This is a genomic window from Streptomyces sp. NBC_00554 (assembly GCF_041431135.1).
Lineage (GTDB): Bacteria > Actinomycetota > Actinomycetes > Streptomycetales > Streptomycetaceae > Streptomyces.
This window is the reverse complement of the sequence record NZ_CP107799.1, coordinates 2,021,786-2,046,208: the sequence shown is the minus strand read 5'-3', so window position 1 is coordinate 2,046,208 and position 24,423 is coordinate 2,021,786. Positions and strand designations below refer to the sequence as shown.

The 24,423-nt window shown below is 70.5% G+C and carries 25 protein-coding genes; 10 read left to right on the top strand and 15 right to left on the bottom strand.

Annotated elements, in window-relative coordinates; translation table 11 throughout:
* Positions 1-85 precede the first annotated feature (85 nt).
* The 5 genes from uraD to OG266_RS09040 all read left to right on the top strand — a co-directional run bounded on the left by uraD (position 86) and on the right by OG266_RS09040 (position 5,066).
* Positions 86-604 (top strand): 2-oxo-4-hydroxy-4-carboxy-5-ureidoimidazoline decarboxylase, encoded by a 519-nt coding sequence (gene uraD, locus OG266_RS09060; protein WP_371544387.1) that lies wholly within the window; start codon positions 86-88, stop codon positions 602-604.
* Positions 601-999, top strand: a complete 399-nt coding sequence (uraH, locus tag OG266_RS09055) for a hydroxyisourate hydrolase (protein ID WP_266834385.1) — start codon at positions 601-603, stop codon at positions 997-999. The genes uraD and uraH overlap by 4 nt, the downstream gene beginning before the upstream one ends.
* Before the next feature lie 5 nt (positions 1,000-1,004).
* A complete protein-coding gene (pucL, locus tag OG266_RS09050) occupies positions 1,005-1,928 on the top strand; it encodes a factor-independent urate hydroxylase (RefSeq protein WP_266473702.1) in 924 nt (307 codons plus the stop codon).
* Between the two features lie 162 nt (positions 1,929-2,090).
* Positions 2,091-3,467 carry an 8-oxoguanine deaminase gene (locus tag OG266_RS09045; RefSeq protein WP_266473700.1) on the top strand — a complete coding sequence of 459 codons (1,377 nt, stop codon included), beginning with the start codon at positions 2,091-2,093 and terminating at the stop codon, positions 3,465-3,467.
* A gap of 225 nt (positions 3,468-3,692) precedes the next feature.
* Complete coding sequence (locus OG266_RS09040; RefSeq protein ID WP_266473698.1) at positions 3,693-5,066, top strand: nucleobase:cation symporter-2 family protein; 1,374 nt, start codon at positions 3,693-3,695, stop codon at positions 5,064-5,066.
* 83 nt (positions 5,067-5,149) lie between these two features.
* Here OG266_RS09040 and OG266_RS09035 read toward each other — a convergent pair whose 3' ends face one another.
* From OG266_RS09035 to OG266_RS09025, 3 genes are all read right to left on the bottom strand, one after another.
* Positions 5,150-5,965 (bottom strand): chitosanase, encoded by an 816-nt coding sequence (locus tag OG266_RS09035; protein ID WP_266473696.1) that lies wholly within the window; start codon positions 5,963-5,965, stop codon positions 5,150-5,152.
* Between the two features lie 107 nt (positions 5,966-6,072).
* A complete protein-coding gene (locus OG266_RS09030) occupies positions 6,073-6,684 on the bottom strand; it encodes an exonuclease (protein WP_371544382.1) in 612 nt (203 codons plus the stop codon).
* Between the two features lie 45 nt (positions 6,685-6,729).
* A complete protein-coding gene (locus OG266_RS09025) occupies positions 6,730-7,563 on the bottom strand; it encodes a helix-turn-helix domain-containing protein (protein ID WP_371544380.1) in 834 nt (277 codons plus the stop codon).
* Between the two features lie 96 nt (positions 7,564-7,659).
* Here OG266_RS09025 and OG266_RS09020 point away from each other — a divergent pair, with 96 nt between their 5' ends.
* Positions 7,660-8,514 carry an NAD(P)H-binding protein gene (locus tag OG266_RS09020; protein ID WP_371544377.1) on the top strand — a complete coding sequence of 285 codons (855 nt, stop codon included), beginning with the start codon at positions 7,660-7,662 and terminating at the stop codon, positions 8,512-8,514.
* On the opposite strand, the gene OG266_RS09015 is transcribed toward OG266_RS09020, so the two are convergent.
* Positions 8,487-9,977: an MFS transporter gene (locus OG266_RS09015; protein WP_371544374.1), complete on the bottom strand. Its 1,491-nt coding sequence runs from the start codon at positions 9,975-9,977 to the stop codon at positions 8,487-8,489. The two genes, OG266_RS09020 and OG266_RS09015, sit on opposite strands and share 28 nt — an antisense overlap.
* 90 nt (positions 9,978-10,067) lie before the next feature.
* Between OG266_RS09015 and OG266_RS09010 the strand changes: the two genes are divergently transcribed.
* Positions 10,068-10,469, top strand: a complete 402-nt coding sequence (locus tag OG266_RS09010; protein ID WP_266473687.1) for a helix-turn-helix domain-containing protein — start codon at positions 10,068-10,070, stop codon at positions 10,467-10,469.
* A 31-nt stretch (positions 10,470-10,500) separates the two neighbouring features.
* Here OG266_RS09010 and OG266_RS09005 read toward each other — a convergent pair whose 3' ends face one another.
* Genes OG266_RS09005 through OG266_RS08990 form a run of 4 tightly spaced genes read right to left on the bottom strand, consistent with a single transcriptional unit; the run spans position 10,501 to position 14,327 of the window.
* The gene (locus tag OG266_RS09005; protein WP_371544372.1) at positions 10,501-11,727 is read right to left on the bottom strand and encodes an ABC transporter permease; all 1,227 of its coding nucleotides are present in this window, start codon (positions 11,725-11,727) and stop codon (positions 10,501-10,503) included.
* Positions 11,724-12,422: an ABC transporter ATP-binding protein gene (locus OG266_RS09000; RefSeq protein WP_371544369.1), complete on the bottom strand. Its 699-nt coding sequence runs from the start codon at positions 12,420-12,422 to the stop codon at positions 11,724-11,726. The genes OG266_RS09005 and OG266_RS09000 overlap by 4 nt, the downstream gene beginning before the upstream one ends.
* Positions 12,419-13,810, bottom strand: coding sequence for an efflux RND transporter periplasmic adaptor subunit (locus OG266_RS08995; protein WP_371544366.1), 1,392 nt, complete (start codon positions 13,808-13,810; stop codon positions 12,419-12,421). The genes OG266_RS09000 and OG266_RS08995 overlap by 4 nt, the downstream gene beginning before the upstream one ends.
* Entirely contained in the window at positions 13,803-14,327 is a 525-nt protein-coding gene (locus OG266_RS08990; RefSeq protein WP_371544363.1) for a hypothetical protein, read from the bottom strand. The genes OG266_RS08995 and OG266_RS08990 overlap by 8 nt, the downstream gene beginning before the upstream one ends.
* A gap of 233 nt (positions 14,328-14,560) precedes the next feature.
* Here OG266_RS08990 and OG266_RS08985 point away from each other — a divergent pair, with 233 nt between their 5' ends.
* Positions 14,561-15,217, top strand: coding sequence for a response regulator transcription factor (locus tag OG266_RS08985; RefSeq protein ID WP_266473680.1), 657 nt, complete (start codon positions 14,561-14,563; stop codon positions 15,215-15,217).
* Between the two features lie 197 nt (positions 15,218-15,414).
* Complete coding sequence (locus tag OG266_RS08980; RefSeq protein ID WP_371552716.1) at positions 15,415-16,623, top strand: sensor histidine kinase; 1,209 nt, start codon at positions 15,415-15,417, stop codon at positions 16,621-16,623.
* Between the two features lie 54 nt (positions 16,624-16,677).
* Here the strand turns inward: OG266_RS08980 and OG266_RS08975 are convergent, their stop codons facing one another.
* From OG266_RS08975 to OG266_RS08960, 4 genes are all read right to left on the bottom strand, one after another.
* A complete protein-coding gene (locus OG266_RS08975) occupies positions 16,678-17,100 on the bottom strand; it encodes an acyl-CoA thioesterase (RefSeq protein WP_371544360.1) in 423 nt (140 codons plus the stop codon).
* An 83-nt stretch (positions 17,101-17,183) separates the two neighbouring features.
* The gene (locus OG266_RS08970) at positions 17,184-17,816 is read right to left on the bottom strand and encodes a hypothetical protein (RefSeq protein WP_371544358.1); all 633 of its coding nucleotides are present in this window, start codon (positions 17,814-17,816) and stop codon (positions 17,184-17,186) included.
* A gap of 22 nt (positions 17,817-17,838) precedes the next feature.
* A complete protein-coding gene (locus OG266_RS08965; RefSeq protein WP_371544355.1) occupies positions 17,839-18,489 on the bottom strand; it encodes a histidine phosphatase family protein in 651 nt (216 codons plus the stop codon).
* Between the two features lie 128 nt (positions 18,490-18,617).
* Complete coding sequence (locus OG266_RS08960; RefSeq protein ID WP_329544771.1) at positions 18,618-19,826, bottom strand: pyridoxal phosphate-dependent aminotransferase; 1,209 nt, start codon at positions 19,824-19,826, stop codon at positions 18,618-18,620.
* An 85-nt stretch (positions 19,827-19,911) separates the two neighbouring features.
* Between OG266_RS08960 and OG266_RS08955 the strand changes: the two genes are divergently transcribed.
* A complete protein-coding gene (locus tag OG266_RS08955) occupies positions 19,912-20,538 on the top strand; it encodes a winged helix-turn-helix transcriptional regulator (protein ID WP_371544352.1) in 627 nt (208 codons plus the stop codon).
* A 198-nt stretch (positions 20,539-20,736) separates the two neighbouring features.
* On the opposite strand, the gene OG266_RS08950 is transcribed toward OG266_RS08955, so the two are convergent.
* Genes OG266_RS08950 through OG266_RS08940 form a run of 3 tightly spaced genes read right to left on the bottom strand, consistent with a single transcriptional unit; the run spans position 20,737 to position 24,368 of the window.
* Positions 20,737-21,555, bottom strand: coding sequence for a hypothetical protein (locus tag OG266_RS08950; RefSeq protein WP_371544349.1), 819 nt, complete (start codon positions 21,553-21,555; stop codon positions 20,737-20,739).
* A complete protein-coding gene (locus OG266_RS08945) occupies positions 21,555-22,820 on the bottom strand; it encodes a VWA domain-containing protein (RefSeq protein WP_329544768.1) in 1,266 nt (421 codons plus the stop codon). Before OG266_RS08945 ends, OG266_RS08950 begins: the two co-directional genes overlap by 1 nt.
* Before the next feature lie 45 nt (positions 22,821-22,865).
* Positions 22,866-24,368 carry an IucA/IucC family protein gene (locus tag OG266_RS08940; protein WP_371544345.1) on the bottom strand — a complete coding sequence of 501 codons (1,503 nt, stop codon included), beginning with the start codon at positions 24,366-24,368 and terminating at the stop codon, positions 22,866-22,868.
* Between the last annotated feature and the right edge of the window lie 55 nt (positions 24,369-24,423).

Here is a 24,423-nt window from a genome sequence, read left to right as displayed (position 1 = left end):
AAGTTTTCAACAAAGTGTTGACGTGGTGTTTCCGAGGGCGTTAGCTATCCGCAGCCCGTCCAGCAACAAGGCCACGGAGGCCCCCGTGACTTCGAGTTCCTCGACACCGGGCCTCGCCCGGTTCAACGCCCTGGAGGAGCACGCGGCAACCGCCGCCCTCCACGAGGCGTGCGCCTCATCGGCATGGGGGCGCGGTCTGCTCGCCCGCCGCCCCTTCGAAAGTCTCGCCGACCTCCTCGCCGCGAGCGACGCCGTCATGGCCGAGCTGACCACCGCGGACCTGGCGGAGGCGATGGCCGGGCATCCTCCGATCGGCCGGCCCAAGCACGGTGACCCGACCTCCTCCCGGGAGCAGCGCGGCATGGCCGGCGCCTCCGAAGAGCTCAAGGAGGAGATGCTCGAACTGAACCTGGCGTACCAGGAGAGGTTCGGCCACGTCTTCCTCATCTGCGCCACCGGCAGGACCGGCGAGCAGATGCGCGACGCGGTCAAGGAACGGATCGGCAACTCGCCGGAGCAGGAGCGCGAGATCGTCCGCGCCGAGCTGGGCAAGATCAACCGCATCCGTCTGGCCAATCTCGTACAGCAGGAAGATGAAGCATGAGCACCGACACCACGGCCTCCGTGTCCACGCACATCCTGGACACCAGCGTCGGACGCCCCGCCGAGGGCGTCGCCGTCCAGCTCGCGGCCCGCAGTGGCCGGGATGCGGACTGGCAGGCGATCGGCGGCTCCGCGACCGACGCGGACGGCCGGTGCAAGGACCTTCCGGCGCTGCCGGAGGGGACGACCCATGTACGGCTCGACTTCGCCGTGGAGTCGTACTTCGAGAAAAAGCAAGCCGATGCGCAGCAGGACGCCCCCGCGAATCGGGACAGCGGTGCGACCGGAGTGTTCTTCCCCGAGGTGGCGATCACCTTCGCCGTCAGGCCGGGCGAGCACTATCACGTACCGCTGCTGCTCAACCCGTTCGGCTACTCCGTTTACCGAGGGAGCTAGCAGACATGCCCACGATTCTGGGACAGAACCAGTACGGCAAGGCCGAGAACCGCGTCGTCAAGATCACCCGCGACGGCGACACGCACCACATCAAGGACCTGAACGTGTCGGTCGCGCTGAGCGGCGACATGCAGGAGGTCCACCTCTCGGGCTCCAACGCGAACGTCCTGCCTACGGACACCACCAAGAACACGGTGTACGCCTTCGCCAAGGAGCACGGCATCGAGTCCGCCGAACAGTTCGGCATCCACCTGGCCCGGCACTTCGTGACGAGCCAGGAGCCGATCAAGACGGCGCGCATCCGGATCGAGGAGTACTCCTGGGAGCGCATCGAGACCTCGGACGCCAACTCGAAGTTCATCGGCGCCGACGAGGTCAAGCACTCCTTCGTCCGCAAGGGCCAGGAGACCCGGGTCACCCAGATCACCTATGACGGTTCGTCGTGGGAGATCATCTCCGGGCTGAAGGACCTCGTGGTGATGAACTCGACGAACTCCGAGTTCTGGGGCTACGTCAAGGACAAGTACACGACGCTCCCCGAGGCCTACGACCGCATCCTGGCCACCCAGGTCTCCGCCCGCTGGCGCTTCAACTGGTCCGGCGACGAGCAGAAGATGCCCAACTGGGAGAAGTCCTACGACCAGGTCAGGAAGCACATGCTCCAGGCCTTCGCGGAGACGTACTCGCTCTCCCTCCAACAGACCCTGTACCAAATGGGCTCGCGGATCATCAACAACCGCAGTGAGATCGACGAGGTCCGCTTCTCGCTCCCGAACAAGCACCACTTCCTGGTGGATCTCAAGCCGTTCGGGCTCGAGAACGACAATGAGGTCTACTTCGCGGCCGACCGCCCGTACGGCCTCATCGAGGCCACCGTCCTGCGCGACGGAGTCGAGCCGAAGATCCCGGTGGACCTCACCAACCTGTAGGACCGCATCCAGCGGCCCTGCTGCTCCAGCCCCGACGCGTGCGCCGGCGTCAAGATCCCAGGGGAGAGCGGGGGCATCTGCGCAACAACAGCACCACGGACCCGGTCGTCACCCCGCTCGACCCCCGGGTCCGTCCGCCAATGGGAAGAACGAGGAACCGCCGTGGCAGCTTCGCGCATCGTGATCGAGAACTGTTCCATCGCGACCGTGGACGCGGGTGACACCGAGTACACCTCGGGCCACATCGTCGTCGCCGACAACAAGATCGAGTCGGTGGGCGCCGGAAAGGCCCCCGAGAACCTGGAGAACGTGGTCCGCCGCATCGACGGCACCGGACACCTGGCCACCCCCGGCCTGGTCAACACCCACCACCACTTCTACCAGTGGATCACCCGGGGCCTCGCCACGGACCACAACCTCTTCAACTGGCTCGTCGCGCTCTACCCGACCTGGGCGCGCATCGACGAGCAGATGACGTACGCGGCGGCGCAGGGCTCCCTCGCCATGCTGGCCCGCGGCGGTGTCACCACCGCCATGGACCACCACTACGTCTTCCCCAAGGGCTCCGGCGACCTGTCCGGCTCGATCATCCGGGCCGCGCGCGAGACGGGCGTCCGCTTCACCCTCGCCCGCGGCTCCATGGACCGCAGCGAGAAGGACGGCGGACTGCCGCCGGACTTCGCCGTCGAGACCCTCGAAGGGGCGCTCGCCGCCACCGAGGCGACCGTCGACGAGCACCACGACGCCTCCTTCGGCGCGATGACGCAGATCGCCGTCGCGCCCTGCTCACCCTTCTCCGTGTCCACCGAACTGATGCGGCAGGGCGCCGAGTTGGCCCGCCGCAAGGGCGTACGGCTGCACACGCACGGCTCGGAGACCGTGGAGGAGGAGCAGTTCTGCAAGGAACTGTTCGGCATGGGCCCGACCGACTACTTCGAGTCGACGGGCTGGCTCGGCGAGGACGTGTGGATGGCGCACTGCGTCCACATGAACGACTCCGACATCGCCGCCTTCGCCCGTACGAAGACCGGTGTCGCCCACTGCCCGTCCTCCAACGCCCGTCTGGCCGCCGGGATCGCGCGTGTCCCCGACATGCTCGCGGCCGGTGTCCCGGTCGGCCTCGGCGTCGACGGCACCGCCTCCAACGAGTCCGGCGAACTCCACACCGAACTGCGCAACGCGCTCCTCATCAACCGCCTCGGTGCCCACCGCGAGGCCGCCCTCAACGCCCGTCAGGCGCTGCGCCTGGGCACCTACGGCGGCGCCCAAGTCCTCGGCAGGGCCGCGGAGATCGGCTCCCTTGAGGCGGGCAAGCTCGCCGACCTCGTGCTGTGGAAGCTCGACACCCTGGCCCACGCCTCGATCGCCGACCCGGTGACCGCACTGGTCTTCGGCGCGGCGGCCCCGGTCACGGCGTCGTTCGTGAACGGCCGCCAGATCGTCGAGGACAACCGCCTGTTGCACGTCGACGAGGACGCGATCGCCCGCTCCACGCGGGAAGAGGCCCAGCGACTCGCGCGGATCGCCGCACAGGGCTGACCGGTTGAAGATCTCCGGTCGAGGGGGACGGCCCTCGACCGGTAGCCGTGGACCCGAGCGGGGTCCATGGCGGCCGTTTCCGGGGCGTGCACGGACGTGTGCGTCCCGGGACGGTCACTGTTGCCCTTTTTGAGGCGATCCGTCCCCCCGGTCCCGCACGACCGCGCACCACCTCCATGAAACCCACGTCAGAGCCGACGTGTTAGCTGACCCGGAGGAACCACCGTGACCGCCCACCCCGTTGACGAGAAACTCCCCGCACTCAAGATGGCCACCACGGGTCTGCAACACGTGGCCGCCATGTACGCGGGAGTCGTCGCCCCGCCGCTGATCGTCGGGGCGGCCATCGGCCTCTCCGGCACCGAACTCACCTTCCTCACCGGTGCCTGCCTCTTCACCGCGGGCCTCGCCACCTTCCTCCAGACGATCGGCATCTGGAAGATCGGCGCCAGGCTTCCGTTCGTCAACGGCGTCACCTTCGCCGGCGTCGCGCCCATGACCGCGGTCGTCGCCTCCACCGAGGACAAGAGCGACGCCCTGCCGGTCATCTTCGGCGCGGTCATCGTCGCGGGCGTCCTCGGATTCATAGCCGCCCCCTTCTTCAGCAAGGCGGTCCGCTTCTTCCCACCCGTCGTCACCGGCACCGTCATCACGCTGATCGGCGTCTCGCTCCTTCCGGTCGCCTTCGGCTGGGCGCAGGGGCCCAACCCCGCGGCGGACGACTACGGTTCGACGACCTACCTGGGCCTGGCCGCCGCCACCCTCGTCATCGTGCTGCTCCTGCGCCGCTTCACCCGCGGCTTCGTCAAGCAGATCGCCGTGCTGCTCGGCCTCGTCATCGGCACCCTCGTCGCGATCCCGTTCGGCGTCACGGACTTCAGCCCGGTGGCCGACGCGGACATCGTCGGCTTCCCGACGCCGTTCCACTTCGGCGCCCCGCAGTTCCAGGTCGCCGCGATCGTCTCGATGATCGTGGTCATGGTGGTCTCGATGACCGAATCGACCGCGGACATGCTGGCGTTGGGCGAGATCGTCGAGCGCCCGGCCGACGAGAAGACCATCGCGGCGGGCCTGCGCGCCGACACCCTCGGCTCGGCGATCAGCCCGCTCTTCAACGGCTTCATGTGCAGCGCCTTCGCGCAGAACATCGGCCTGGTCGCGATGACCAGGATCCGCAGCCGGTACGTCGTCGCCACCGGCGGCGGTTTCCTCGTACTGATGGGCCTGTGCCCCATGGCCGCCTCGCTGATCGCCGTCGTACCGCGTCCCGTTCTCGGCGGCGCGGGCGTCGTCCTCTTCGGCTCGGTCGCGGCCAGCGGCATCCAGACCCTCGTACGAGCGGGCCTGGAGAAGGACAACAACGTCCTGATCGTCGCCGTGTCGCTGGCCGTCGGCATCATCCCGATCACGGCGCCGGAGTTCTACCACGCCTTCCCGGAGACGGCGAAGATCGTCCTGGACTCGGGGATCTCGACCGGGTGCGTGGCGGCCGTGCTCCTCAACCTCGTCTTCAACCACCTGGGCAAGGGACAGGACGCGGACGACGTGACCCACCCCATGGAGGCGGGCGAGGACCTCAAGGCGGTCCCGGCCCACTGACGTCTCAGCTCACTTGCGCCTCGGGCATACGGAGGGCGCGGCACCCGGGGGTGTCGCGCCCTCCGCCGTACTCCCGGCCAGGGTCAGCCGATGTGGTAACTGTCCCCGTACACCTGCCAGTCCAGCGGCGGATTCAGGTTCAGGTTCCGGTTCCGCAGGAAGACCCGCTGCGCGGTGTCGACCCGGCTGGTGTCCTCGTGCGCCTCCTCCTGCTTCATCGCCCAGACGCGCGCGTCGAGGAACGCGTTGAGATACGTCACCTCGTTGCCACCCTGGGAAGGCGGCCGGGCACTGGACAGGGCCCGCCTGCGGATGCTGCCGAAGCTGGTGCTGTCGCCGCCGTTGCCGTGCATCACGATGGCGTCGTAGTAGGCGAACTGGCCGAGGACGCCTATGCCGTCGGCCTTGCCCTGCCCGACGGCAGGGTTGAAGTAGACGCGGTCGCGCTCGTCGTTCTGGGCCTGCTGGAACGCCGAGTCCTGGGCCGCCCTGCGCCAGTCCCCGGGGAAGCCGGGGTCCAGGCCGTCGTGCGAATCGCTGCCGTCCACGTTGCGCAGGGCGGGCAGGTATTTCGCGAGTACGTTGCCGGGCTTGCGCTGCGCGTACAGCTCGACGAGGTCGAGCATGTCGCCGGTGCCCGAGCAGAAGCCGATGATCCCGGCGGTGTAGCCGCGCCCGTCGCCGATGTCCTCGATGTACCCGTACTGCGCCTTCCAGTCCAGCGAGGAGTTCTCCGCGCTGGACACCAGCTTCATGGCGATCTCCTTCTTCGCCGGGTCGTCCAGACCGGTCGCCGCGGCGGTCGCGGACTGGGTCGCGATGAGCGGGCCTGTCACCAGAGAGGCTCCGATCACCGCGAGCAGCGTGCGGCGTGACGTGCGTATGTGGGGGGTGTGCACGGTACCTCCGAAGGGGGAGTTGTCGTTCACGCGTACTGTTAGGAAAGTTTCCTACCAGAGAATGCGAGTGACGTATACCCGTCAGGGAGGAGCTGGGAACCACTAGTTCATTCGGGCAGGCGTGCCGACGCGGGCCCTTGCCACGCCATCAGGTTCGCAAGCAGCTCGGCCTGCTCGACCGCGTCGTCGAGAGCGTGGTGCGTATGCCGCCGGCGGGACAGCAGGTCACGCGGCATGGTGCCCTTGGCGACCGCACGCAGCGGGAGGGCGGCCTTCGTCGCGTAGAGCGTCTTCATGTCGAGGCAGCCGGAGTGCCCGAAGGGGCTCGCCCCGGTGAAGCGGATCAGATACCAGTACAGGAACGTCCAGTCGTACATCGCCGGGTAGCCGCACATCACGGGCTGCGCCCCGACCGAGACCTGGCGCACCCACTCGCTGAACTCGGCGAGCGCCACGCCCGGTTCGGCCCCCTCACGCACCAGGCGCTCACGGTCGAGTCCGCTCACGGCCAGCGCCTCGGGAACGAACTCCTCGCCGATCGGCCGGAGTTCACGGTAGAAGGTCCGCTCCTCCGGGTCGGCCGCGGTGAAACCGTCGGCGTCCTGGCGACCGGCCACGGCCGCGCCGAAGCTCAGCATCGAGTAGGGGCCCGGGATCGGACCGTCCGCTTCGATGTCCACGGAGATGTAGAGACTTGGCTTGATTCTGCGGGTGGCCATGATGTCGGAGCATGGCAGCGGGCAGCGACGTGTCGCACCTGGATTTCAGGCGCGGCGGTAGGCCTGGCAGGGCTGGGCCTCGGGGAGGCGGCCGGTGAAGAATGAGGTGGGCGGGACGCCCATCAGGGTGCGGAAGTCGGCGGCCATGTGCGACTGGTCGTAGTACCCGGTGGCGGTGGCCAGTTGGGCCCAGGGGGTCTCCGGCGCGCTGTGCGCGTGCGTGAGGATGTGCCGTACGCGGGCGATGCGGGCGTAGTGCTTGGGGGAGACGCCGACACCGTCCGCGAAGAGGTTGCGCAACTGGCGTTCGCTGACGGCGAGGTGTCCGGCCAACTCCCGTACGCCCACGGGTAGATGGCCCGTGTCCGTCGACATCGCCTCGACCGCCGCGCGTAGCAGTTCCGTACGTGCCGGGTCGGCTGGGGTGAGCCGTTCCGGCAGGGTCTCCGTCAGGTGGGGCATAACCCGCTCAGGGTCCAACGGGAGGAGTTCGTCGGCCAGTTGGCGAGCGTGGGCGCCGGGGAAGTCGCCGAGCGGTGCGACCTTGCCGACGAGATCGACCGCCGGTACGCCGAGCAGCGGGCGGGCCGCGCCGGGACCGAGGCGCAGCTGCACGCAGGAGGCCAGCCGCTTGCTCGCGTGGTACGAGGCGCGGGTGCGCGGTCCGACGACCAGGACATCGCGGCGGCCGTTCTCCTCGACCCGCACCACCATCTTCGTCACCGCGTCCGGGACATGGGTGAACGGTTCGCGCAGCTCGCCGTCGACGGATGTGAAGGCGGCGTCGACGAACCAGGGGCGGAGCACCCCGGGCAGCGGCAGGCGCGTCTCGGTGAGACCGCTCGCGCCGGGCTTCGTCGTCTCATCCGTGGTGGTCACTCCTCCACCGTAATCGCGCCGGAGCGTCCGCCGGGCCCGGGAACCGTGCCGGAATTTCCTAGCGGCCGGCCGCACCGGCTCGGCACGGTGAGGGACATGATCCTAGTGACCGGTGCCACGGGCACCATCGGCAGTGAACTTCTGCGGCGACTCGCGGCGCGCGGCGAGAAGGCCCGCGCGCTGACCCGGGACCCCACCCGCGCAAGGGTGCCGGCCGGGGTCGAGGTGGTCCGCGGCGACTACCACGAGCCCGCGTCCGTCGAGGCCGCCATGTCCGGGGTGTCCGCCCTCTTCGCCGTCGGCGTCCTCGGCCCCGGCGACGCGGACGCCGACGCGGCGCTGGTCGCGGCGGCGCGGGCGGCGGGCGTACGCCGGGTCGTGAAACTCTCCGCCATCGGTACCGGCGACCCGGCCCTCGGCCCCGTCGGCCACTGGCACCTCGGCGGCGAACAGGCCGTCCAGACAAGCGAGTTGGAGTGGACCGTACTGCGTCCCTCGTCGTTCGCCTCCAACACGCTGAGCTGGGCGGAGGCGATCCACTCCGGCAACCCGGTGCCCAACATGACCGGGGCGGGCACACAGGGTGTCATCGACCCGCGTGACGTCTCCGAGGTCGCGGCCGAGGCGTTGCTCGCGCCGGGGCACACCGGCCGCACCTACACCCTGACCGGACCCGAGCTCCTCACCACCTCCGACCAGGCCGCCGCCCTCTCCGAGGTTCTCGGCGGCCCGGTCGCCACCGTCGACGTACCCCCGGACGCGCTCCGCGAGCAGTTCATCGAGGCCGGCATGTCCGAGACCTACGCCGAAGGAGTCCTGGCGGGCACGGCGTACGTCCGCAGGGGCGGGAACGCCGTGCTGACCGAGGACGTACGGCAGGTACTGGGCCGTGAGCCGCGTACCTATGCCCAGTGGGCGCGCGATCACAGGGAGGCCTTCGCACGGGACTGACGGCCGGCCCCGGGTGTCTCCTCCTCCTCCCTGGCCGCGGAGGAGGAGACACGCGCCGGCCTCAGCAGCACCGCCGCCAGCACCAACGCGGTCGCGGTGATCCCCATGCCCACGCTGAACGCCAGCCGATAGCCGTCAGCCGTCGCCGCGACCAGGCGCTCCCCCTCGCCGAGCAGCCGCTCCGTCCGGCTCGCCGCCAGCGTCGTGAGGACCGCGAGGCCCAGTGAACCGCCCACCACCTGCGTGGTGTTGAAGAGCCCGGAGGCCAGTCCCGCGTCCTCCTCACGGGCTCCCGACATGGCGAGCCCGGTGACCGCGGGCATCGAGGCCGCGAAACCGGCGGCGAGGAGAAGCAGCGGCGGCAGGACGTCGGCGAGGTACGTGCCGTCGGCCGGAGCCCGGCTCAACAGGGCCATGCCCGCGGTGATGAGGACGAGCCCGGCGAGCAGCACCCGGTACGGGCCGAAACGGGCGATCGTGCGCGCCGACAGGCTCAGCATCAGCACCCCGATCGCGATCGGCGCGGGCAGGAACGCCGTGCCGGTGAGCAACTCGCTGTAGCCCAGGACGCGTTGGAGGTAGAGCGCGCCGATGAACTGGAAACCGTACATTCCCGCGATCATGAGGATCTGGACGCTGTTCGCACCCGTCAGGGCACGGGAGCGGAAGAGCCGCAGCCGCAGCAGGGGGCGTGCGGCCCACGCCTGCCGCACGGTGAAGCCGATGAAGAGGGCGAGCGACACGGCGGCGAGGGTGAGCGTGGTGCCGAGCGCGCGTTCACCGGCGCCGACGATCGCGTACACGGTCAGCATCAGCGCGCCCGTGACCAGCGCCGCCCCGGGATAGTCGGCGCCCTTGCCGAGGCCGAACCCCTGATCGGGGGCGAGGATTCGCAGCGCGGCGACCAGCGCCACCACCCCGATCGGCAGGTTGATCAGGAAGATCCAGTGCCAGCCGATCGCCTGCGTCAGCGCCCCGCCGAGGAAGGTGCCGAGCGCCCCGCCCGCCGCACCGACCGCGCTGAACACCGCGATCGCGCGGGCCTGTTCGCGGGGCTCGGGGAAGAGAGCGACCAGCATGCCGAGGACGACCGCCGAGGTCATCGCCCCGCCGACGCCCTGCAGCGCGCGGGCCGCGACCAGCATGCCCTGGCTGGTGGCGACCCCGCACAGCACGGACGCCGCGGTGAACACGGCGAGCCCGGCGACGAACATCCGCTTGCGGCCCACCAGATCACCGAGCCGCCCCACGAGCAGGAGCAGTCCGCCGAACGGAATCAGATACGCGTTGACCACCCAGGCGAGACCAGGGCCCGAGAAGCCGAGGTCGCTCTGGATCGCGGGCATCGCGACCGTGACGATGTTCCCGTCCAGGATCGTCATCAGCGTGCCCGCGCACAGCACGACCAGGGACGCCCAGCGGGAGTATGTTCGTGGTGCCGGTGACGCGGTTCGGAAATGCATGGCGATGACCTCGGCGTTCTCCATAGGTGCACGACTTGTAACGGGGTTCATCGTGGGTGACCCTGGAGTCCGGCATAAGGAGGCACTTCGATGTCCCAGAGGAACACCGGTGTTACCGCGCAGGCAGTGCTCGCGCAGGCGTGCCCGGTCCGCGAAGTTCTTGACAGGGTCGCCGGGAAATGGAGCGTGCTGATCATCGTGGCAGCCGCCCACGGCCCGATCCGGTTCACCGAACTGGAGCGCAGCGTGGAGGGCATCAGCCGCCGCATGCTCTCCCTCACGCTGCGCAACCTGGAGCGCGACGGACTCGTCACACGCACCGTCCATCCGACGGTGCCGCCGAAGGTGGAGTACGAACTCACCCCGGTCGCCCGCGAGTTGCACGAGACGCTGCTGTCCCTGACGGACTGGGCCGAGCGGCACCGCGTCACGATCGCCGAGTCGCGAGCGGCCTACGACGTCCAGCACCGGCCGGAGCTGCTGGACGCGTAGGCCCATCCGTCGGGACGCGCTGGTCCCTCCGCTACGGAGTCGCGAGTGCCTCGGTCGGGGAGAGGCGCGACGCCCGGATCGCCGGGTACAGCCCGGCCAGTCCGCCGATCACCAGCGTGGCCGCGACGCCGCCGGCCAGCGCCCAGGGCGGCACGACGGTCGGCCAGCCCTGGTAGAGCGCGTACCCGGTGGTGACGGCCAGGCCAAGCAGGGCGCCGGCCGCGCCGCCGAGGGCGGACAACAGCAGGGACTCGGCGAGGAACTGCGTACGGATCTGCCCGCGCGTCGCGCCCAGCGAGCGGCGCAGCCCGATCTCCGCCCGTCGCTCAAGGACCGAGATGACCATCGTGTTCGCCACCCCCACCCCGCCGACGAGCAGGGCGACCGCCCCCAGGCCGAGCAGCAGCCCGGTGAACGCCTCACCCGCGGCCTGCTTGGCGGCGAGTGCGTCAGAGGGCCGGGACACCTGGACCTCGCTCGGTGCCTCGGGGTTGGCGGTGGCGCCCAGGACCTCGCGAACCGTCGTCACGGACGCGTCGGCCGAGCGGGTGTAGACCGTCGTCGCATGTCCGTCGAACGCCAGCTCCGACGCGGCCACGGGCCAGCCGACCAGCGCCGCCGTGTCCAACTCCGGTGTCAGCTCAGACGGTTGGAGAATCCCGACCACGGTGAACCAGGTGCCGCCGACCAGCACCTGGGTTTCCGGGCTCGCGTGCCCGATCCCGAGCCGCTGGGCGGCCGTCGCGCCGAGCACCGTCGCCGGGTACCGGCCCGTGCCTCCGTTCAGCCAGGTCCCGCTCGCCAACTCCGCGCCGATGGTGGCCCGTAGAGACGTGCGGGCCGCGTACACCGCGATCCCGTTCGTCTGTGCCTCGGGGATCCGGTCGGTGCGGTAGACCTTGGCGTCCTCGGCCCTGCCGACCGCCGACACGGCCTCCACACCGTCGATGCGGGACACCATGTCCTCGGCCGTAGAAGGGAGTTGAGCCACTCCGCCGGTCAGGGTGGAGCCCGGTGACACCGTGAGCAGATTGGTGCCCAGAGCCGCAAGGGCGCGGTTGAGATCGGCGCGGGACGAGGACGAGATGCCGACCACGGCGACCATCGCCGCGATACCGATCGCGATGCCGAGCGCCGACAGGAAGGCCCGCAGCGGCCGGGTGCGCAGCCCGACGGCACCGACTCTGACGACGTCGGCGGGGCCGAGGTGGGCAGGGCGCAGGACGTCGGTGGTCACGCGTGTCGCTTCCGTGGTCATCGGATCGCCTCCCGCGCCACGTCGGTGGCCGCATGGGCCGAGTCCTCGACCACCCGGCCGTCCCGCATCCGCACCCGCCGTGGCAGCGAGTCGGCGATCTCCCGGTCATGGGTGATGATCACGACCGTGGTCCCGGTGGCGTGCAGTTCGCGCAGCAGCCGCATCACGCCCAGGCCCGACACGGAGTCCAGCGCCCCCGTCGGCTCGTCGGCGAGCAGCAGCGGAGGATCCCCGGCGACCGCGCGGGCGACCGCCACCCGCTGGCGCTCGCCGCCGGACAACTCCTGCGGCTCGTGGTGCATACGGTGGCCAAGACCCACCCTGCGCAGCGCCTGCGCGGCGCGACGGCGGCGCTCCGCGGGCCGCAGCCCGGAGTAGAGCAGACCGTCGGCCACGTTCTCCAACGCCGTTGTCCCGCCCGCCAGATGGAACCGCTGGAAGACGAAACCGATCCGACGCGCCCGCAGCGCCGACAGCCGCGCGTCCGACAGGGCACCCGCGTCGTACCCCTCGACCCGGACACTGCCCGACGAGGGTCGGTCGAGGGTGCCGAGCATGTGCAGCATGGTCGACTTGCCGGAGCCCGACGGGCCCACGATGGCGACGAGTTCACCGCGCGTGATCGTCAGAGACACCCCGGCCAGCGCGGTGACGCCGCCCGGGTAGACCTTGGTGACATCGGTCAGCGAGATCATGCGGGCACCCCCACCCTCGTGCCCTCGGTGATGCCCTCGCCGGTGATCTCCACCCGCCCGTTCGCGAACAGGCCCGTCTCGACAGACACGTACGCCGTGGTCGACCCCCGTACGACCTCGACGCCGAAACCGCCCTCCGGAAGCGCCACGAGCGCGGCGATCGGAACGGTCAGGACGTTCTTGCGCTCGCCCGCCGTGAAGAAGACATTGACGGCGGCCAGTACGTAGGACGCGGCCGCTTTCTGCGCCTTGGCGCCGTCCAGCGCGACGGTCACCTTCACCTTGGTCGTCGGGTCCTGCTCCCCGCCGTCGCCGGGATCGATCTCGGTGGAGACGTCCTCGATCCGGCCCTCGACGCTCGTACCGTCCGGCAGCTCGACGGCGACCTTCGTGCCCTTCTTCGCCAACCGCTGGTCGGCGGTGTCGAGTTCGAGCGTGACGACCTGGGTGGTGCCGGTGTACGACAGCACCTTCTGGCCCGGGCCCGTCGCGGCGCCCTCCTCGGCGTCGACGGCGTCCACGCGCACGGCGGCCGGCGCGAACACCACCCGGCCCAGCTCGACGGCACCGGTCTCGTCCAGACCCCGGTCCTCCTGCCACTCCTCCACCGCGTCGGCGGTCGCGTCCGTGTACTCCTCGTCCACCGTGAAGCCGGAGTAGCCGAGCGCGTCGAGGTTCCGCTCCAGTGCCTTGACGTCCGCGCCCTCGACGCCGGGCTTCAGGTCGCGGTACGCGGGAGTCGCGCCGTACATCAGGGTTACGGGCCTGTCGTCGACCTCGTACAAGGTCCTGCCCCGGGTGATCTCCTCGCCCGCATCGGGGAGTTCGGTGACCGTGCCCGGGATGCGGCCGGTCGCGGAGGTCGCCGTACCGTAGCCGAGTTCGCCGTCCTCGGACTGGCTGTCCTTGAGGGTCTGGCGGGTCACATCGGCGGTGGCCGGGGGGAGTTGGGTGGCGGACCCGCCGCCGGACCCGTCGCGTCCGGCGAGCCCGAGACCGGCGGCCGCCGCTCCGCCGACCGCGGCGATGACGCCTACGGCGATGACGGCCTTGCGACCGCGGCGCCTGTGACGCCTGGGGTGGCTCGGCTCGGTCTGTGCGGGGGCGGACCGGCGGTCGGACCGTGCCGGGTCGGACTGGGACTCGGTCTGTGCCGGGTCGGGCTGGGGGTCGGGTTGCGCCTGCTGTGGCTCGGTTTCGCGCGGTGCGTGCTCGGGCTGGGTTTCGGTATGCGCCCGCTCGGACCGTGCTTCGGGTTGTGCGTGCTCGGCCTGGGTTTCGGCGTGCGCCCGCTCGGACTGTGCCGCGAGTTGCGCCTGCTCGCGCGGGGTTTCGGATGGGGTGTGCTCGGGAGAGGTGTCGTCGGGCACGACCGCGGCCTCACTCATCGTCGGCCTTGTCGTTGGAGGGGCCTTCGCCGCCGGCAGGGGCGTACTTGTCGCATGTCTTCTGGGCCTTCGCGAAGTCGGGGTCCTCGGCGACGTCCTGATTGATCTGGATCCCCGCGCTGCCGGGCTCGGGGTCGGGGAATTCCTCCACCCCGTTGTCGCGCATGCACTGGGAGAGCTTGCGTATCCGCTCCTCCATCTCGGGGTCGGCACTGGCCTCCCCGTTCTGCATGGGGTCGTACTTGCGGCAGGCCTCCATCGCTTTGTCGACCTCGCCCTTGGGCAGCTTGCCGGTGATCCGGAGGCCCTTGCCGGGCTCCGGGTCCTCCACGTCCACGCCGTGCTCGCGCAGACACTGCGCGAACTTCACCCCCTGGTCGTCCAGCGAGCTCTTGCTGGCAGTCGCACCGGTCGCCTCGGCGTCGCCCTCGGAACCACACCCCGAAAGGGACAGGGCAAGCACCAGGGCGAGAGCCAGCGGGAGGGCGGCCAGTGTGCCGCGGGTCCGCATCCGCATCGCGTCGTCTCCTCAGGTCGGGACCGGAGGAGTTCTCCGGCCACTCGCCAGGAGGGAACAGGACCGGGCGTTTCCCTGGCGTTTCCAAGCCACTTGAGTGCCCAGTGGGCTGTGTTCGGGCCCACGCGGGCCGTGTTCGGCGCACGCGCGGGGACGATCACTAACAGAAAGGAAACGCGGCTCCCGGCACCCTGTCCCTGCGGAGCGCTCCGCCCAGAGAGAGGTGTGACCGGATGCGGGTCCTGGTGGTCGAGGACGAACCGATGCTCGCCGACGCGATTGCGGAGTGGCTGCGCGGCCATGCCCACGCCGTCGACACGGCGTATGACGGTGCGGCGGCACTGGAGCGTGCGACGGTCGTCGACTACGACGTGGTGGTGCTCGACCGGGACCTGCCGCTGGTGCACGGCGACGACGTGTGCCGCGAGCTGGTCGCCTCCGAGTCGAGCGCGCGGGTGCTGATGCTCACGGCGGCGGCCGAGGTCACCGACCGAGTCTTCGGGCTCGGCCTCGGCGCCGACGACTATCTCGTCAAACCCTTCGCCTTCGCCGAACTCACCGCCCGCGTCCTGGCGTTGGGGCGAAGGTCGCGGCCCGCGGCACCTCCGGTGCTGCGCCGGGCGGGGCTCACCCTGGACCCGGCCCGCGGCGAGGTGTTCCGGGGCAGCCGTTACGTCCCTCTGTCGAAGAAGGAGTTCGCGGTGCTGGCCGAGTTGCTGAGAGCCGAAGGGGCCGCGGTGTCCGCCGAGCAGCTCCTTGAGAAGGCGTGGGACGAACACGCCGACCCCTTCACCGGGGCCGTCCGTCTCGCGGTGCTCAAGCTGCGCCGCAAGCTCGGAGACCCGGCCGTGGTGGAGACCGTCACGGGCGTCGGGTACCGGATCCCGTGAGCGATTCGTCGAACGGTGTCGTGAACGGTGTGTCGAACGGTGCTGTGGGCGGTCCGGTGAGCGGTGTCCCGAACGGTCCGGCGAAGGGCGGCGCCGTCAGCGGTCCGGTGAACGGAGTCGAGCCGCAGCCGACGGGACGCGCCCGACGTCGCCGTCGGTTCCTTCCGCGCCGGATCACCCTGCGCGCCCGCCTCACCATGATCTACGGCGGCCTCTTCTTCGCGGGCGGTGTGGTCTTGCTCGGTGTCACCTACGCCCTGCTCACCCAGCAGCTCGACGGCTCCGGGCAGAAGGTCCTCTCCGGGACGCTGACGGGCACCGGCACGCCCTCCGCCCAACCGACCGGCGAACCGCAGAACGAGCGGACACTCGTCACCGGCGCGGGCTCGGCACCGCCGTCGGACTTCACCGACCTCGACAAATGGATGGGTGCCGAGCGCGACCGGCTCCGCGACGTCGCCACCAGCTCACTGCTCACCCAGGGGGGCTTCGCGCTGCTGGTCGTCGGCGGCGCCGCGGCCGGATTCGGCTGGCTGATCGCGGGACGCGTGCTGGCCCCGCTGCACCGGGTCACGGACACCGCGCACCGCATCGCCAGCTCGCCCGCCGCCGACCGCGGCCTTCACGAACGCATCGCGCTGCGCGGCCCCGACGACGAGGTCAAGGATCTCGCCGACACCTTCGACACCATGGTCGAGCGCCTCGACCGCTCCTTCGACGGCCAGCGCCGCTTCGTCGCCAACGCCTCCCACGAACTGCGCACCCCGCTGACCCTGGGCCGCGCGCTGGTCGAGGTGGCCATGCACCGCAAGACGGCCTCCGAGGACGTACGGCAGCTCGGCGAGAACCTCCTGGAGATCAACACCCGGCACGAGCGGCTGATCACCGGCCTACTGCTCCTCGCCCGCTCGGAGAACGAGATCGCCGAACGGCTGCCCGTCGACCTCGCCGACGTGGTGACCCACGTGACGGGCCAGATCGCGGGCGAGGCGGAGCGCTCCGGAGTCACCGTCCAGGACAAGGCCGAGGAGGCGCCCGTACGCGGTGACGCGCTGCTCCTCGAACGCCTCGTCCACAACCTGGTCGAGAACGGCATCCGGCACAACACCGGCGACGGGGGCTGGGTGCAGGTGGTCAGCCGCACGAACGACGAGGGCCGGGTGGAGGTGGAGGTCACCAACTCCGGTCCCGCCGTGCCGCCGTACGAACTCCCCGCCCTCTTCGAACCCTTCCGCCGCCTCGGCAGCGACCGCGTGCTCACCTCGAAGGGTGCGGGGCTCGGCCTGTCCATCGTCCGCTCCATCGCCCGCGCCCACGGTGGAGAGGCCGCCGCCCGCCCGCGCGAGGAAGGAGGTCTGACGGTGACGGTGACACTGCCGGGGTGCCCGGAGGACGCGCGCCCGTGACGCAGGCGCGGCGGCCTTCGGGACATGGCCGGGCGTGGCGACGGCGCCGTCCGGTCAGAGGCCGAACATCAGCGGGTCGGTCGCCAGCGCCCGGAAGTACTCGCGAGGGTCCGCGACCAGCTTGCGCTGCTTGAGGTCCAGCAGCCCTCCAACACTGGTGAGTTCGGCGGAAACCGTGCCGTCCGTCTTGCGTATCGTCTGCTCGACCCGGAAGGTCTTCCCCTCACCCCAGGTGAAGCCGCACGTCACCTCGACCTCGTCGCCCGCGCGCAGCTCCCGCAGATAGCGGATGTTCGTCTCCAGGACCACCGGGCCCACGCCCTTGCCCACCAGCTCCGTCTGGCTGACCCCGGCCACCTGCAGCAGCACCCAGCGGGCGTGCTCCGCGTACTGCAGATAGACGCTCTGGTTGAGGTGTCCCAGTACATCGGTCTCGTACCCGCGGACGGTCACTGCGACGGAGAACTGCTCTGCCACGACTTCCCCTTAACGGTTTCGACGACGGTCAGGTCTGATCCAATCCAGTCCAACTCCCTTCTACAGCAAGCCATTCCGCTCCCTCACACGCGCCGGGGCGAAGCCAGTACATACCGGGCCCCGGTGCGCGGCTCCGTGTGCTCGCCGACCTGCCAGCCCGCCTTCTCCAGCGTGGCCGCGCAGGCGCGCAAGGCCCCGGGGTTCGGTTCGCGCACGGCGACGGCCTCCGGCTGAGGTGTCGCGCGCACCCGATAGCCGGCACTTCCGGCAGACGCGTCAGCGGGTGGGTGGCCGGCGGCCTCCAGGGCGAGCGCGGCGGCCTGCACCAGATGCGTACGTTCCCACCCGCACGGACGGTCCGTGGCGCCGTCGGGGTTGGTCATCCGGCGCATCTCAAGGAGTCCCTGCCAGGCGCTGTGCACCTCGCGTATCCGGGAGGGGCCGCCGTCGGCCGCTTCCTCACCGCCGATCCGCGCGGCGAACACCCCCGAGCCGGCGGTCACGGACGTCTCCGCGACCGGTTCGCGCTCGGGAGCCTCACGTATGCGATGTCCGGCGGGCGTCAGGAAGTGGTCGTGCGGCGGCCGGGGATGCCGAAAGGCGAGCTCCCGCTTCACCAGCGCGGCGAGCTGGGCCTCCGTACCCTTCAGCCGCCCGGTCACGGGATCGGCGGCGTCGATGACACGGCGCTGCGCGGCGGTCGGCGGTCGTGTCACGGCGCTCTCCCTCCGCCTCCGGTCAGTGGTCCTCGGGCCCCTGTCCCACAGGGGAGAGCGGCCCATGAGAACAGTACGAGTCGGGTCTGACATTCCAGCCGGCCACCACATGCCGCCGGTGCTCCGTACTCAGCCGGCTCATCGTCCCGGTGCCGAGCTGGAACAGGGCGCCGTCCCCGGCGGGCAGCCCCAGCCGACGCGCGGTCAGCACCCGCAGGAAGTGCCCGTGCGACACGACCACCACACTGCCCTCCTCGTCGGCGAGCGCGGCGTCGATCTTGGCGAGCATCCGTTCCGCGCGCGCCCCGACCTCCTCAGGGCTCTCCCCGGGGTGCTCGGGCGGGCCGGCGGTCACTCCGTCCGTGAACAGGAACCAGTCGGGCCGCGACCGGTGGATCTCGACGGTCGTGATCCCCTCGTACCCGCCGTAGTCCCACTCGGACAGGTCCGCGTCGACCCTCGCCCCGCCGATCCCGGCCAGCTGTGCCGTCTCCCGGGCCCGCCGCATCGGGCTGACGAACGCCGCCGCGATGTGGTGCCGGGCGATCAGCGGAGCCAGCCTGCGCGCCTGCTCCCGCCCGTTCTCGGTCAGCGGGACGTCGGTCGACCCCGTGTGCCGCCCGGAGATCGACCACTCGGTCTCACCGTGCCGTACGAGGAGAAGGTCACCCATCGCCGAAACCCTTTCTGTCCCTCCGCACGTGACTGTCCTTCGTACGGTGACACCGGCCGGCGGCGGTCGCAGCACCGGCTGCGCCGGTCGGCCCTACTGCCGGGCCTACCGCCGGCACTCGCTCAGGCCTACTGCCGGTACCCGCTCAGGAACCGCCCGATCCGGCTGATCGCCGCGTCCAGGTCGTCGGCGTACGGGAGGGTGAGGATGCGGAAGTGGTCGGGGCGGGGCCAGTTGAAGCCGGTGCCCTGGACGACCTGGATCTTCTCGCGGAGGAGGAGGTCGAGGACGAACTTCTCGTCGTCGTGGATCTTGTGGACCTTGGGGTCGATGCGCGGGAAGGCGTACAGCGCGCCCTTCGGTTTCACGCAGGAGACGCCGGGGATCTCGTTGAGCTTCTCCCAGGCGCGGTCGCGCTGTTCGTGGAGGCGGCCCCCGGGTGCGGTCAGCTCATGGATGGACTGGCGGCCGCCGAGCGCGGCCTGAATGGCGTACTGGGCGGGGGCGTTGGCGCACAGCCGCATGGAGGCGAGCATGGTCAGGCCCTCCAGATAGCTGCGCGCGTGCTGCTTGGGGCCCGTGACGACCAGCCAGCCGGAACGGAATCCGGCGACGCGGTAGGTCTTCGACAGGCCGCAGAAGGTGAGGACGACGAGGTCGGGGGCGAGCGCGGCGGCCGAGTGGTGCACGGCGTCGTCGTACAGGATCTGGTCGTAGATCTCGTCCGCGAACACCATCAGACCGTGGCGGCGGGCGAGGTCGAGGATGCCCTCGATGATCTCCTTGGGGTACACCGCTCCCGTCGGGTTGTTGGGGTTGATGATGACGACGGCACGCGTCCGGTCGGTGATCTTCGCGGCCATGTCGGCCAAGTCCGGGTACCAGTCGGACTGTTCGTCGCAGAGGTAGTGCACGGCCTTGCCCCCGGCGAGCGTGGTCACCGCCGTCCAGAGGGGGAAGTCAGGGGCAGGGATGAGGACTTCGTCGCCGTCCTCGACCAGCGCCTGTACAGCCATCGACACCAGCTCGGAGACACCGTTTCCGAGGAAGACGTCGTCGACGTCGACCTCCAGGCCGCGGTCCTGGTAGCGCTGGGCGACCGCGCGGCGGGCGGAGAGGATGCCGCGCGAGTCCGTGTAGCCGTGCGCCTGCGGGAGCATCCGGATCATGTCCTGGAGGATCTCGTCCGGCGCCTCGAAGCCGAAGAGCGCGGGGTTGCCGGTGTTCAGGCGCAGCACGCTGTGGCCCGCCTCCTCCAGCGCGTTGGCGTGCTCGATCACCGGGCCCCGGATCTCGTAACAGACCTCGCTGAGTTTGCTCGACTGCCGGAACTCCATGCGCTGTGCCCTCCGGTTCGTTGTGATGCTTGGTTTTACCAAGTAGGCGCTTGGAAAGTCCAACAAGTTGTTTAGACTGCGTCGCATGTCACCTCGCCGAAGCTACGACCAGTACTGTTCCGCTGCCCGCGCGCTCGACGCCGTCGGTGACCGCTGGACCCTCCTGATCGTCCGCGAACTCCTCGGCGGACCGCGCCGCTACACGGACCTGCACGCGGATCTGCCGGGCGTGAGCACGGACGTCCTCGCCTCCCGGCTCAAGGACATGGAGCGGGACGGGCTGACGACTCGGCGGCGTCTTCCGCCGCCCGGTGCGGCGTACGTGTACGAACTCACCTCGCGTGGATGCGAGTTGCTTCCCGTGCTGCAGGCGCTCGGGGAGTGGGGCGCGGCCGAGCTGGGGGACCGGCGGCCGACGGATGCCGTACGGGCGCACTGGTTCGCGTTGCCGCTGCTGCGGGGTCTTGAGGGGGACGGGCTGGTGGAAGTCCGCCTGGACGAGGGGGAGTTCCATGTGTGGCTGGGGGGTGAGGGTGGGCCCGTGTACGGGGACGGTCCCGCCCGGGAGGAGCCGGACGTCCGGTTGTCGCTCGATACGGGGACGTGCGAGGCCGTAAGCCGTGGAGACTTGAGCCTGCTGGACGGGGTGCGCGCGGGGCGTGTCGCGGTGGCGGGCGAGGGCACGCTGGCGAAGGGGCTGCGGGAGGGGTGAGGTGGGGTGGTTTTTCGCCCCCTCCGCCCCTTCCCGTCCCGTCGTATCGCGCTGACGCGCTCGTCCTCAAACGCCGGACGGGCTGAATCCAGCCCCTCCGGCGTTTGAGGAGCGGGGGTTTGGGGGCGGAGCCCCCAAGTGACGGGAATGGGTAGGGGCGGAGGGGGCGAAAAAACCTCCCCCACCCCCACTCTCCGATCAGACGCCCCGCGGCACCCGCGAAGGCCGCCCCGACCCTCGGGTCAGCGCATACCCCCCGATTCCCGCCAACGCAGCGAGCACGCCACCGAACCCGGTCCACACCCACCGGTCGGACCACCACCCGGAGGCCCACCCGTCATCGGGTTCCAGGGACGACAGCGTGGCCGTCGTCGAGTCGGAGTCCTCGTCCTCGGACGCGTCGACGGAGGTCGCGACCCCCGGGACCAGCGGCTGCGCAAGCGCGCCGTCCACCGCCGCCGAACCGCCGACGTCCTTGGACGACACCTGGACCTCGACACTCAGCGGCAGACCAAGGTCGGCGGCCCCAAGACCGATGGCGGTCAGCCGGACGTAGTACGTGCCCGGCAGCGGGTCATCGGCCCAGGTCTCCGACCAGGCACGGACGTTGCGCAGCGTGCAGGACAGCTCCACGGAGGCGGCGTCCTGCGCCGCCGTCCGCGTCTGCGCCCCGTACTGGCACGCCTGACGCCGCCGCAGCCCGTCGTACACATCGAGCCGCCAGGTCTGCGCGGCGTTCCGCGTCGAGGCCTCGGGCAGCTTCACCGTCGCCTTCACGGTGGGCCGCTGGCCGGCGTCCGCGGGGAACGACCAGTACAGGTAGTCGCCCGAGGACCCGCTCGCGGTGGCCTGCTGACCCTGCTCGATCTCCGTCGCCGTACGGAACGACGTACCGGCCTGGGTGGGCGCGCCACCGTCGTCCGACGGGCTCGCCGAGGGCGAGGAGTCGGCGACGGCAGGGGCCGCGGCCACCCCGAGCAGGAGCAGCGCGGCGGTCAACACTCGTGGGATACGCATCAGTTGGTCCTCCAGACAGCGACCCGCAGGCGCGAGATCCAGCCCCACAGCACACCCGCGAGGAAGCCGGTGAGCACGAGGGCACCGAGCAGCCACCAGCCGCGTCCGAGGCCGAACGAGGCCACGTCGCTCGCCTGGTCCGGCGCGTCGACGACGTCGACCGTCAGTTCCAGCGGCAGCCCGGGCGTGGTCTTCACGCCCGCGGCGGCCGAGAAGGAGTTGGCGACCTGGAGACACACGGTCTCGGCGGCGGCGTTCTCGTCGTCGCTCTCGGCCTTCGGATAGCGCAGACCCGTCGAGATGACATCGGTCCGGCCGGTGCCCGCCGCCTCACCGCGGACGATCTCCCGTCCGCTCAGGGTGACGGCCCGCAGCAACACCCCGTAGTCGGGGCTGACTTCACGGTCCGCCGCGACACTCACCGAGGCGCGCAGCTCCTGGCCCGGCTCGACGTCCACGCGGTACCAGCGGTGCTGCGCGAACTCCTCACGGTCGGTGTAGAGGCCCGACTCGATCGTGGGCGCTTTGGCGCACGCCTCGGCACCCTCCACGGCCTGCGGCACCACCACGGGATCGGCGGCGCGGTCCACCAACTGGTTGACCTTGTCGGTGAGTTCATCGGTGTGCTCCACCGAGGTGTACGTACCGCCGGTGGCCTCGGCGATACAGCTCAGCTGCTCACGCATCTTGGTGTTCGGCACCAGGCCCAGCGTGTCGATGGTGAGCCCGATCCCCTTGGCCGCGATCTCCCGGGCCACCTCGCACGGGTCGAGCGGGGCACAGGTGTCCTCGCCGTCACTGATGAGGACGATGCGCTTGGACCCGTTGCCCCCGTCGAGGTCGTCGGCAGCCTTGAGCAGCGCGGGTCCGATCGGGGTCCAGCCGGTGGGGACGAGCGTCGCCACGGCGGTCTTCGCCTCGGTCCGGTCCAGCGGGCCGACCGGGTAGAGCTGTGCGGTGTCCTTGCATCCCGTCTTCTGGTCGTCGCCGGGGTAGTTGGCGCCGAGTGTGCGGATCCCGAGCTGGACTTCCTCGGGCGTCGCGTCGAGCACCTCGTTGAACGCCTGCTTGGCCGCGGCCATTCGCGACTTGCCGTCGATGTCGGTGGCCCGCATGGAACCGCTGACGTCCAGTACGAGGTCGACCTTGGGAGCGGCCTGCTCCGCCGTTTCGTCGGCGACCGCTCCGGCCGGGTAGGCGATTCCGGCCGTCAGGGCGGCGAGCAGGGCGCAAACCCCTGTTGCCAGCCGTTGTCTTGTGATCATCGGCGGATCCTATTGATCAAAGGTGTCGTGCTTCAAAACGAGACCTCACAACGCAGGGCTGAGGAGCGGGTTGGGGAGCTGCGCCCAGATGTCCCCCGGGGTCTGCGGAGACAGCCGCATCAAGGTCAGCGCCTTGGTGGGGAGCGGTTCGCGGCGGAGGGCCGCCAGATCCGGGGTGTGCGGCAGATCGTCCACGACCGCGTCCATCGCCGTGCGCAGAGCGGCCGTCGAGCCCGCCGTCGCGCCCAGCGTGCCGCCGACGAGGGCGCCGAAGAGTTTGCGCCGCAGGGTGCTCTCGTCGTCCGTGACGATGCGTCCGGCGAGATCCGGGACCGGGATGCCGTGGTGGGCCAGGCGGGCCGGGCTGACCCGGATGTCGGCCAGGTCGCGGTAGACGAGCCGGAGAGGGGCGCCGGTGGGGGAGAGGACCACGAGGAGGTTCTGGCCGTGTGCCTCCAGAGCCACGCCCAGGTCGAGCAGACGCAGGCAGACGGTGAGGGCGAGGCGGGTGAACTCGGCCAGCCAGGCCGGGGATTGGGGCAGCGCGGTGGTGGCGAGGGCGGCCACCGGGACGACCCGCTCACCGGGGTTCGCGTACAGGTCCGGGGACTCCCTCAACACCGCCGCCAGATCAGGGCTGTTGGCTGTGGCGGCGCCCAGGGTCCGGGTGATGTGCAGTGGCACGTCCAGACGTTCCGTGATCGTCTCCATGAACGCCGAGACCGTCGCGGCCGTCTCGATCGAGTACACCGAGATGTCCCGCACGGAGGAGGTGAGCCGGGCGCTCAGCGCGGTCTTGATGTGCGGTCCGTCCGGCAGCGCGAGGGTGCGCAGAGACATCAACGGGTGGGCGGCGAAACCCTCTTGCACCGGTTCGTCGAGCACATGAGCCACCTGCCAGGGATGAACCGGGATCAACACCCGCTCCCCGTCCCGCAGCCACTTCGGCCACTCGCCCGTGACGAGACAGTCGTCCGAGGCCACGAGTCCGAGGTCCACCAGCGGCCGGTGCTCCGGCCCGTACGCGAGCTGCTCGGCCGCCGAGAACCCGGGCCGCGAACGGCAGCTGGGGTGATACGGGTGCCCGTCGACGATCCGCTGCTCCCACTCCCAGCCGGTGACCGGCTCACGGTCGGAGACGGGCTGACTCGCGCGGGACAGCGCCAACGAGGCGACGCTGTCGCCGAGTTCGGCCGCGAAGGCGGCCGCGTGCGGGACGGCGAGGGCCAGGACGAGCCGTTCCGGACGGTCGTGCGGCGTGCCGTCGAGCCGCAGCTCCGTTACGTACGAGGCGGTCGCGTACGGATCCGCGTGCGGCCCGTGCAGCCGACGGCCGTCGGCCAGATGCAGCGTGAGACCGTCCCGCCCCGTCTCACGGCGCGCGACCCAGGGCATCGGCTCGTACACCAGCGCCCGCCACAGACGGGTCAGTACGGCCGCCCGCGCGCCGGGCAGCGCGGCCGCGTACGGTGCCGACAGACCGGGCCGTGCGACGCTCAACTCGTCCGCGAGCGCGGCCTCGGCCTCGGGCATGGGGGGACGGTGCACAGTGCGGCTCCTTGGGTACGGGGACTGTCGTCACGTCGTCGCTCGCGACGAGGGT

What these genes read in the sequence shown, in the direction of transcription:
- uraH (WP_266834385.1), top strand. Translation starts at nt 601, where the DNA reads ATGAGCACCGACACCACGGCCTCCGTGTCCACGCACATCCTGGACACC.
- pucL (WP_266473702.1), top strand. Translation starts at nt 1,005, where the DNA reads ATGCCCACGATTCTGGGACAGAACCAGTACGGCAAGGCCGAGAACCGC.
- OG266_RS09030 (WP_371544382.1), bottom strand. Translation starts at nt 6,684, where the DNA reads ATGGCCACCCGCAGAATCAAGCCAAGTCTCTACATCTCCGTGGACATC.
- OG266_RS09020 (WP_371544377.1), top strand. Translation starts at nt 7,660, where the DNA reads ATGATCCTAGTGACCGGTGCCACGGGCACCATCGGCAGTGAACTTCTG.
- OG266_RS09015 (WP_371544374.1), bottom strand. Translation starts at nt 9,977, where the DNA reads ATGCATTTCCGAACCGCGTCACCGGCACCACGAACATACTCCCGCTGG.
- OG266_RS09010 (WP_266473687.1), top strand. Translation starts at nt 10,068, where the DNA reads ATGTCCCAGAGGAACACCGGTGTTACCGCGCAGGCAGTGCTCGCGCAG.
- OG266_RS09005 (WP_371544372.1), bottom strand. Translation starts at nt 11,727, where the DNA reads ATGACCACGGAAGCGACACGCGTGACCACCGACGTCCTGCGCCCTGCC.
- OG266_RS09000 (WP_371544369.1), bottom strand. Translation starts at nt 12,422, where the DNA reads ATGATCTCGCTGACCGATGTCACCAAGGTCTACCCGGGCGGCGTCACC.
- OG266_RS08995 (WP_371544366.1), bottom strand. Translation starts at nt 13,810, where the DNA reads ATGAGTGAGGCCGCGGTCGTGCCCGACGACACCTCTCCCGAGCACACC.
- OG266_RS08990 (WP_371544363.1), bottom strand. Translation starts at nt 14,327, where the DNA reads ATGCGGATGCGGACCCGCGGCACACTGGCCGCCCTCCCGCTGGCTCTC.
- OG266_RS08985 (WP_266473680.1), top strand. Translation starts at nt 14,561, where the DNA reads ATGCGGGTCCTGGTGGTCGAGGACGAACCGATGCTCGCCGACGCGATT.
- OG266_RS08980 (WP_371552716.1), top strand. Translation starts at nt 15,415, where the DNA reads ATGATCTACGGCGGCCTCTTCTTCGCGGGCGGTGTGGTCTTGCTCGGT.
- OG266_RS08965 (WP_371544355.1), bottom strand. Translation starts at nt 18,489, where the DNA reads ATGGGTGACCTTCTCCTCGTACGGCACGGTGAGACCGAGTGGTCGATC.
- OG266_RS08960 (WP_329544771.1), bottom strand. Translation starts at nt 19,826, where the DNA reads ATGGAGTTCCGGCAGTCGAGCAAACTCAGCGAGGTCTGTTACGAGATC.
- OG266_RS08955 (WP_371544352.1), top strand. Translation starts at nt 19,912, where the DNA reads ATGTCACCTCGCCGAAGCTACGACCAGTACTGTTCCGCTGCCCGCGCG.
- OG266_RS08950 (WP_371544349.1), bottom strand. Translation starts at nt 21,555, where the DNA reads ATGCGTATCCCACGAGTGTTGACCGCCGCGCTGCTCCTGCTCGGGGTG.
- OG266_RS08945 (WP_329544768.1), bottom strand. Translation starts at nt 22,820, where the DNA reads ATGATCACAAGACAACGGCTGGCAACAGGGGTTTGCGCCCTGCTCGCC.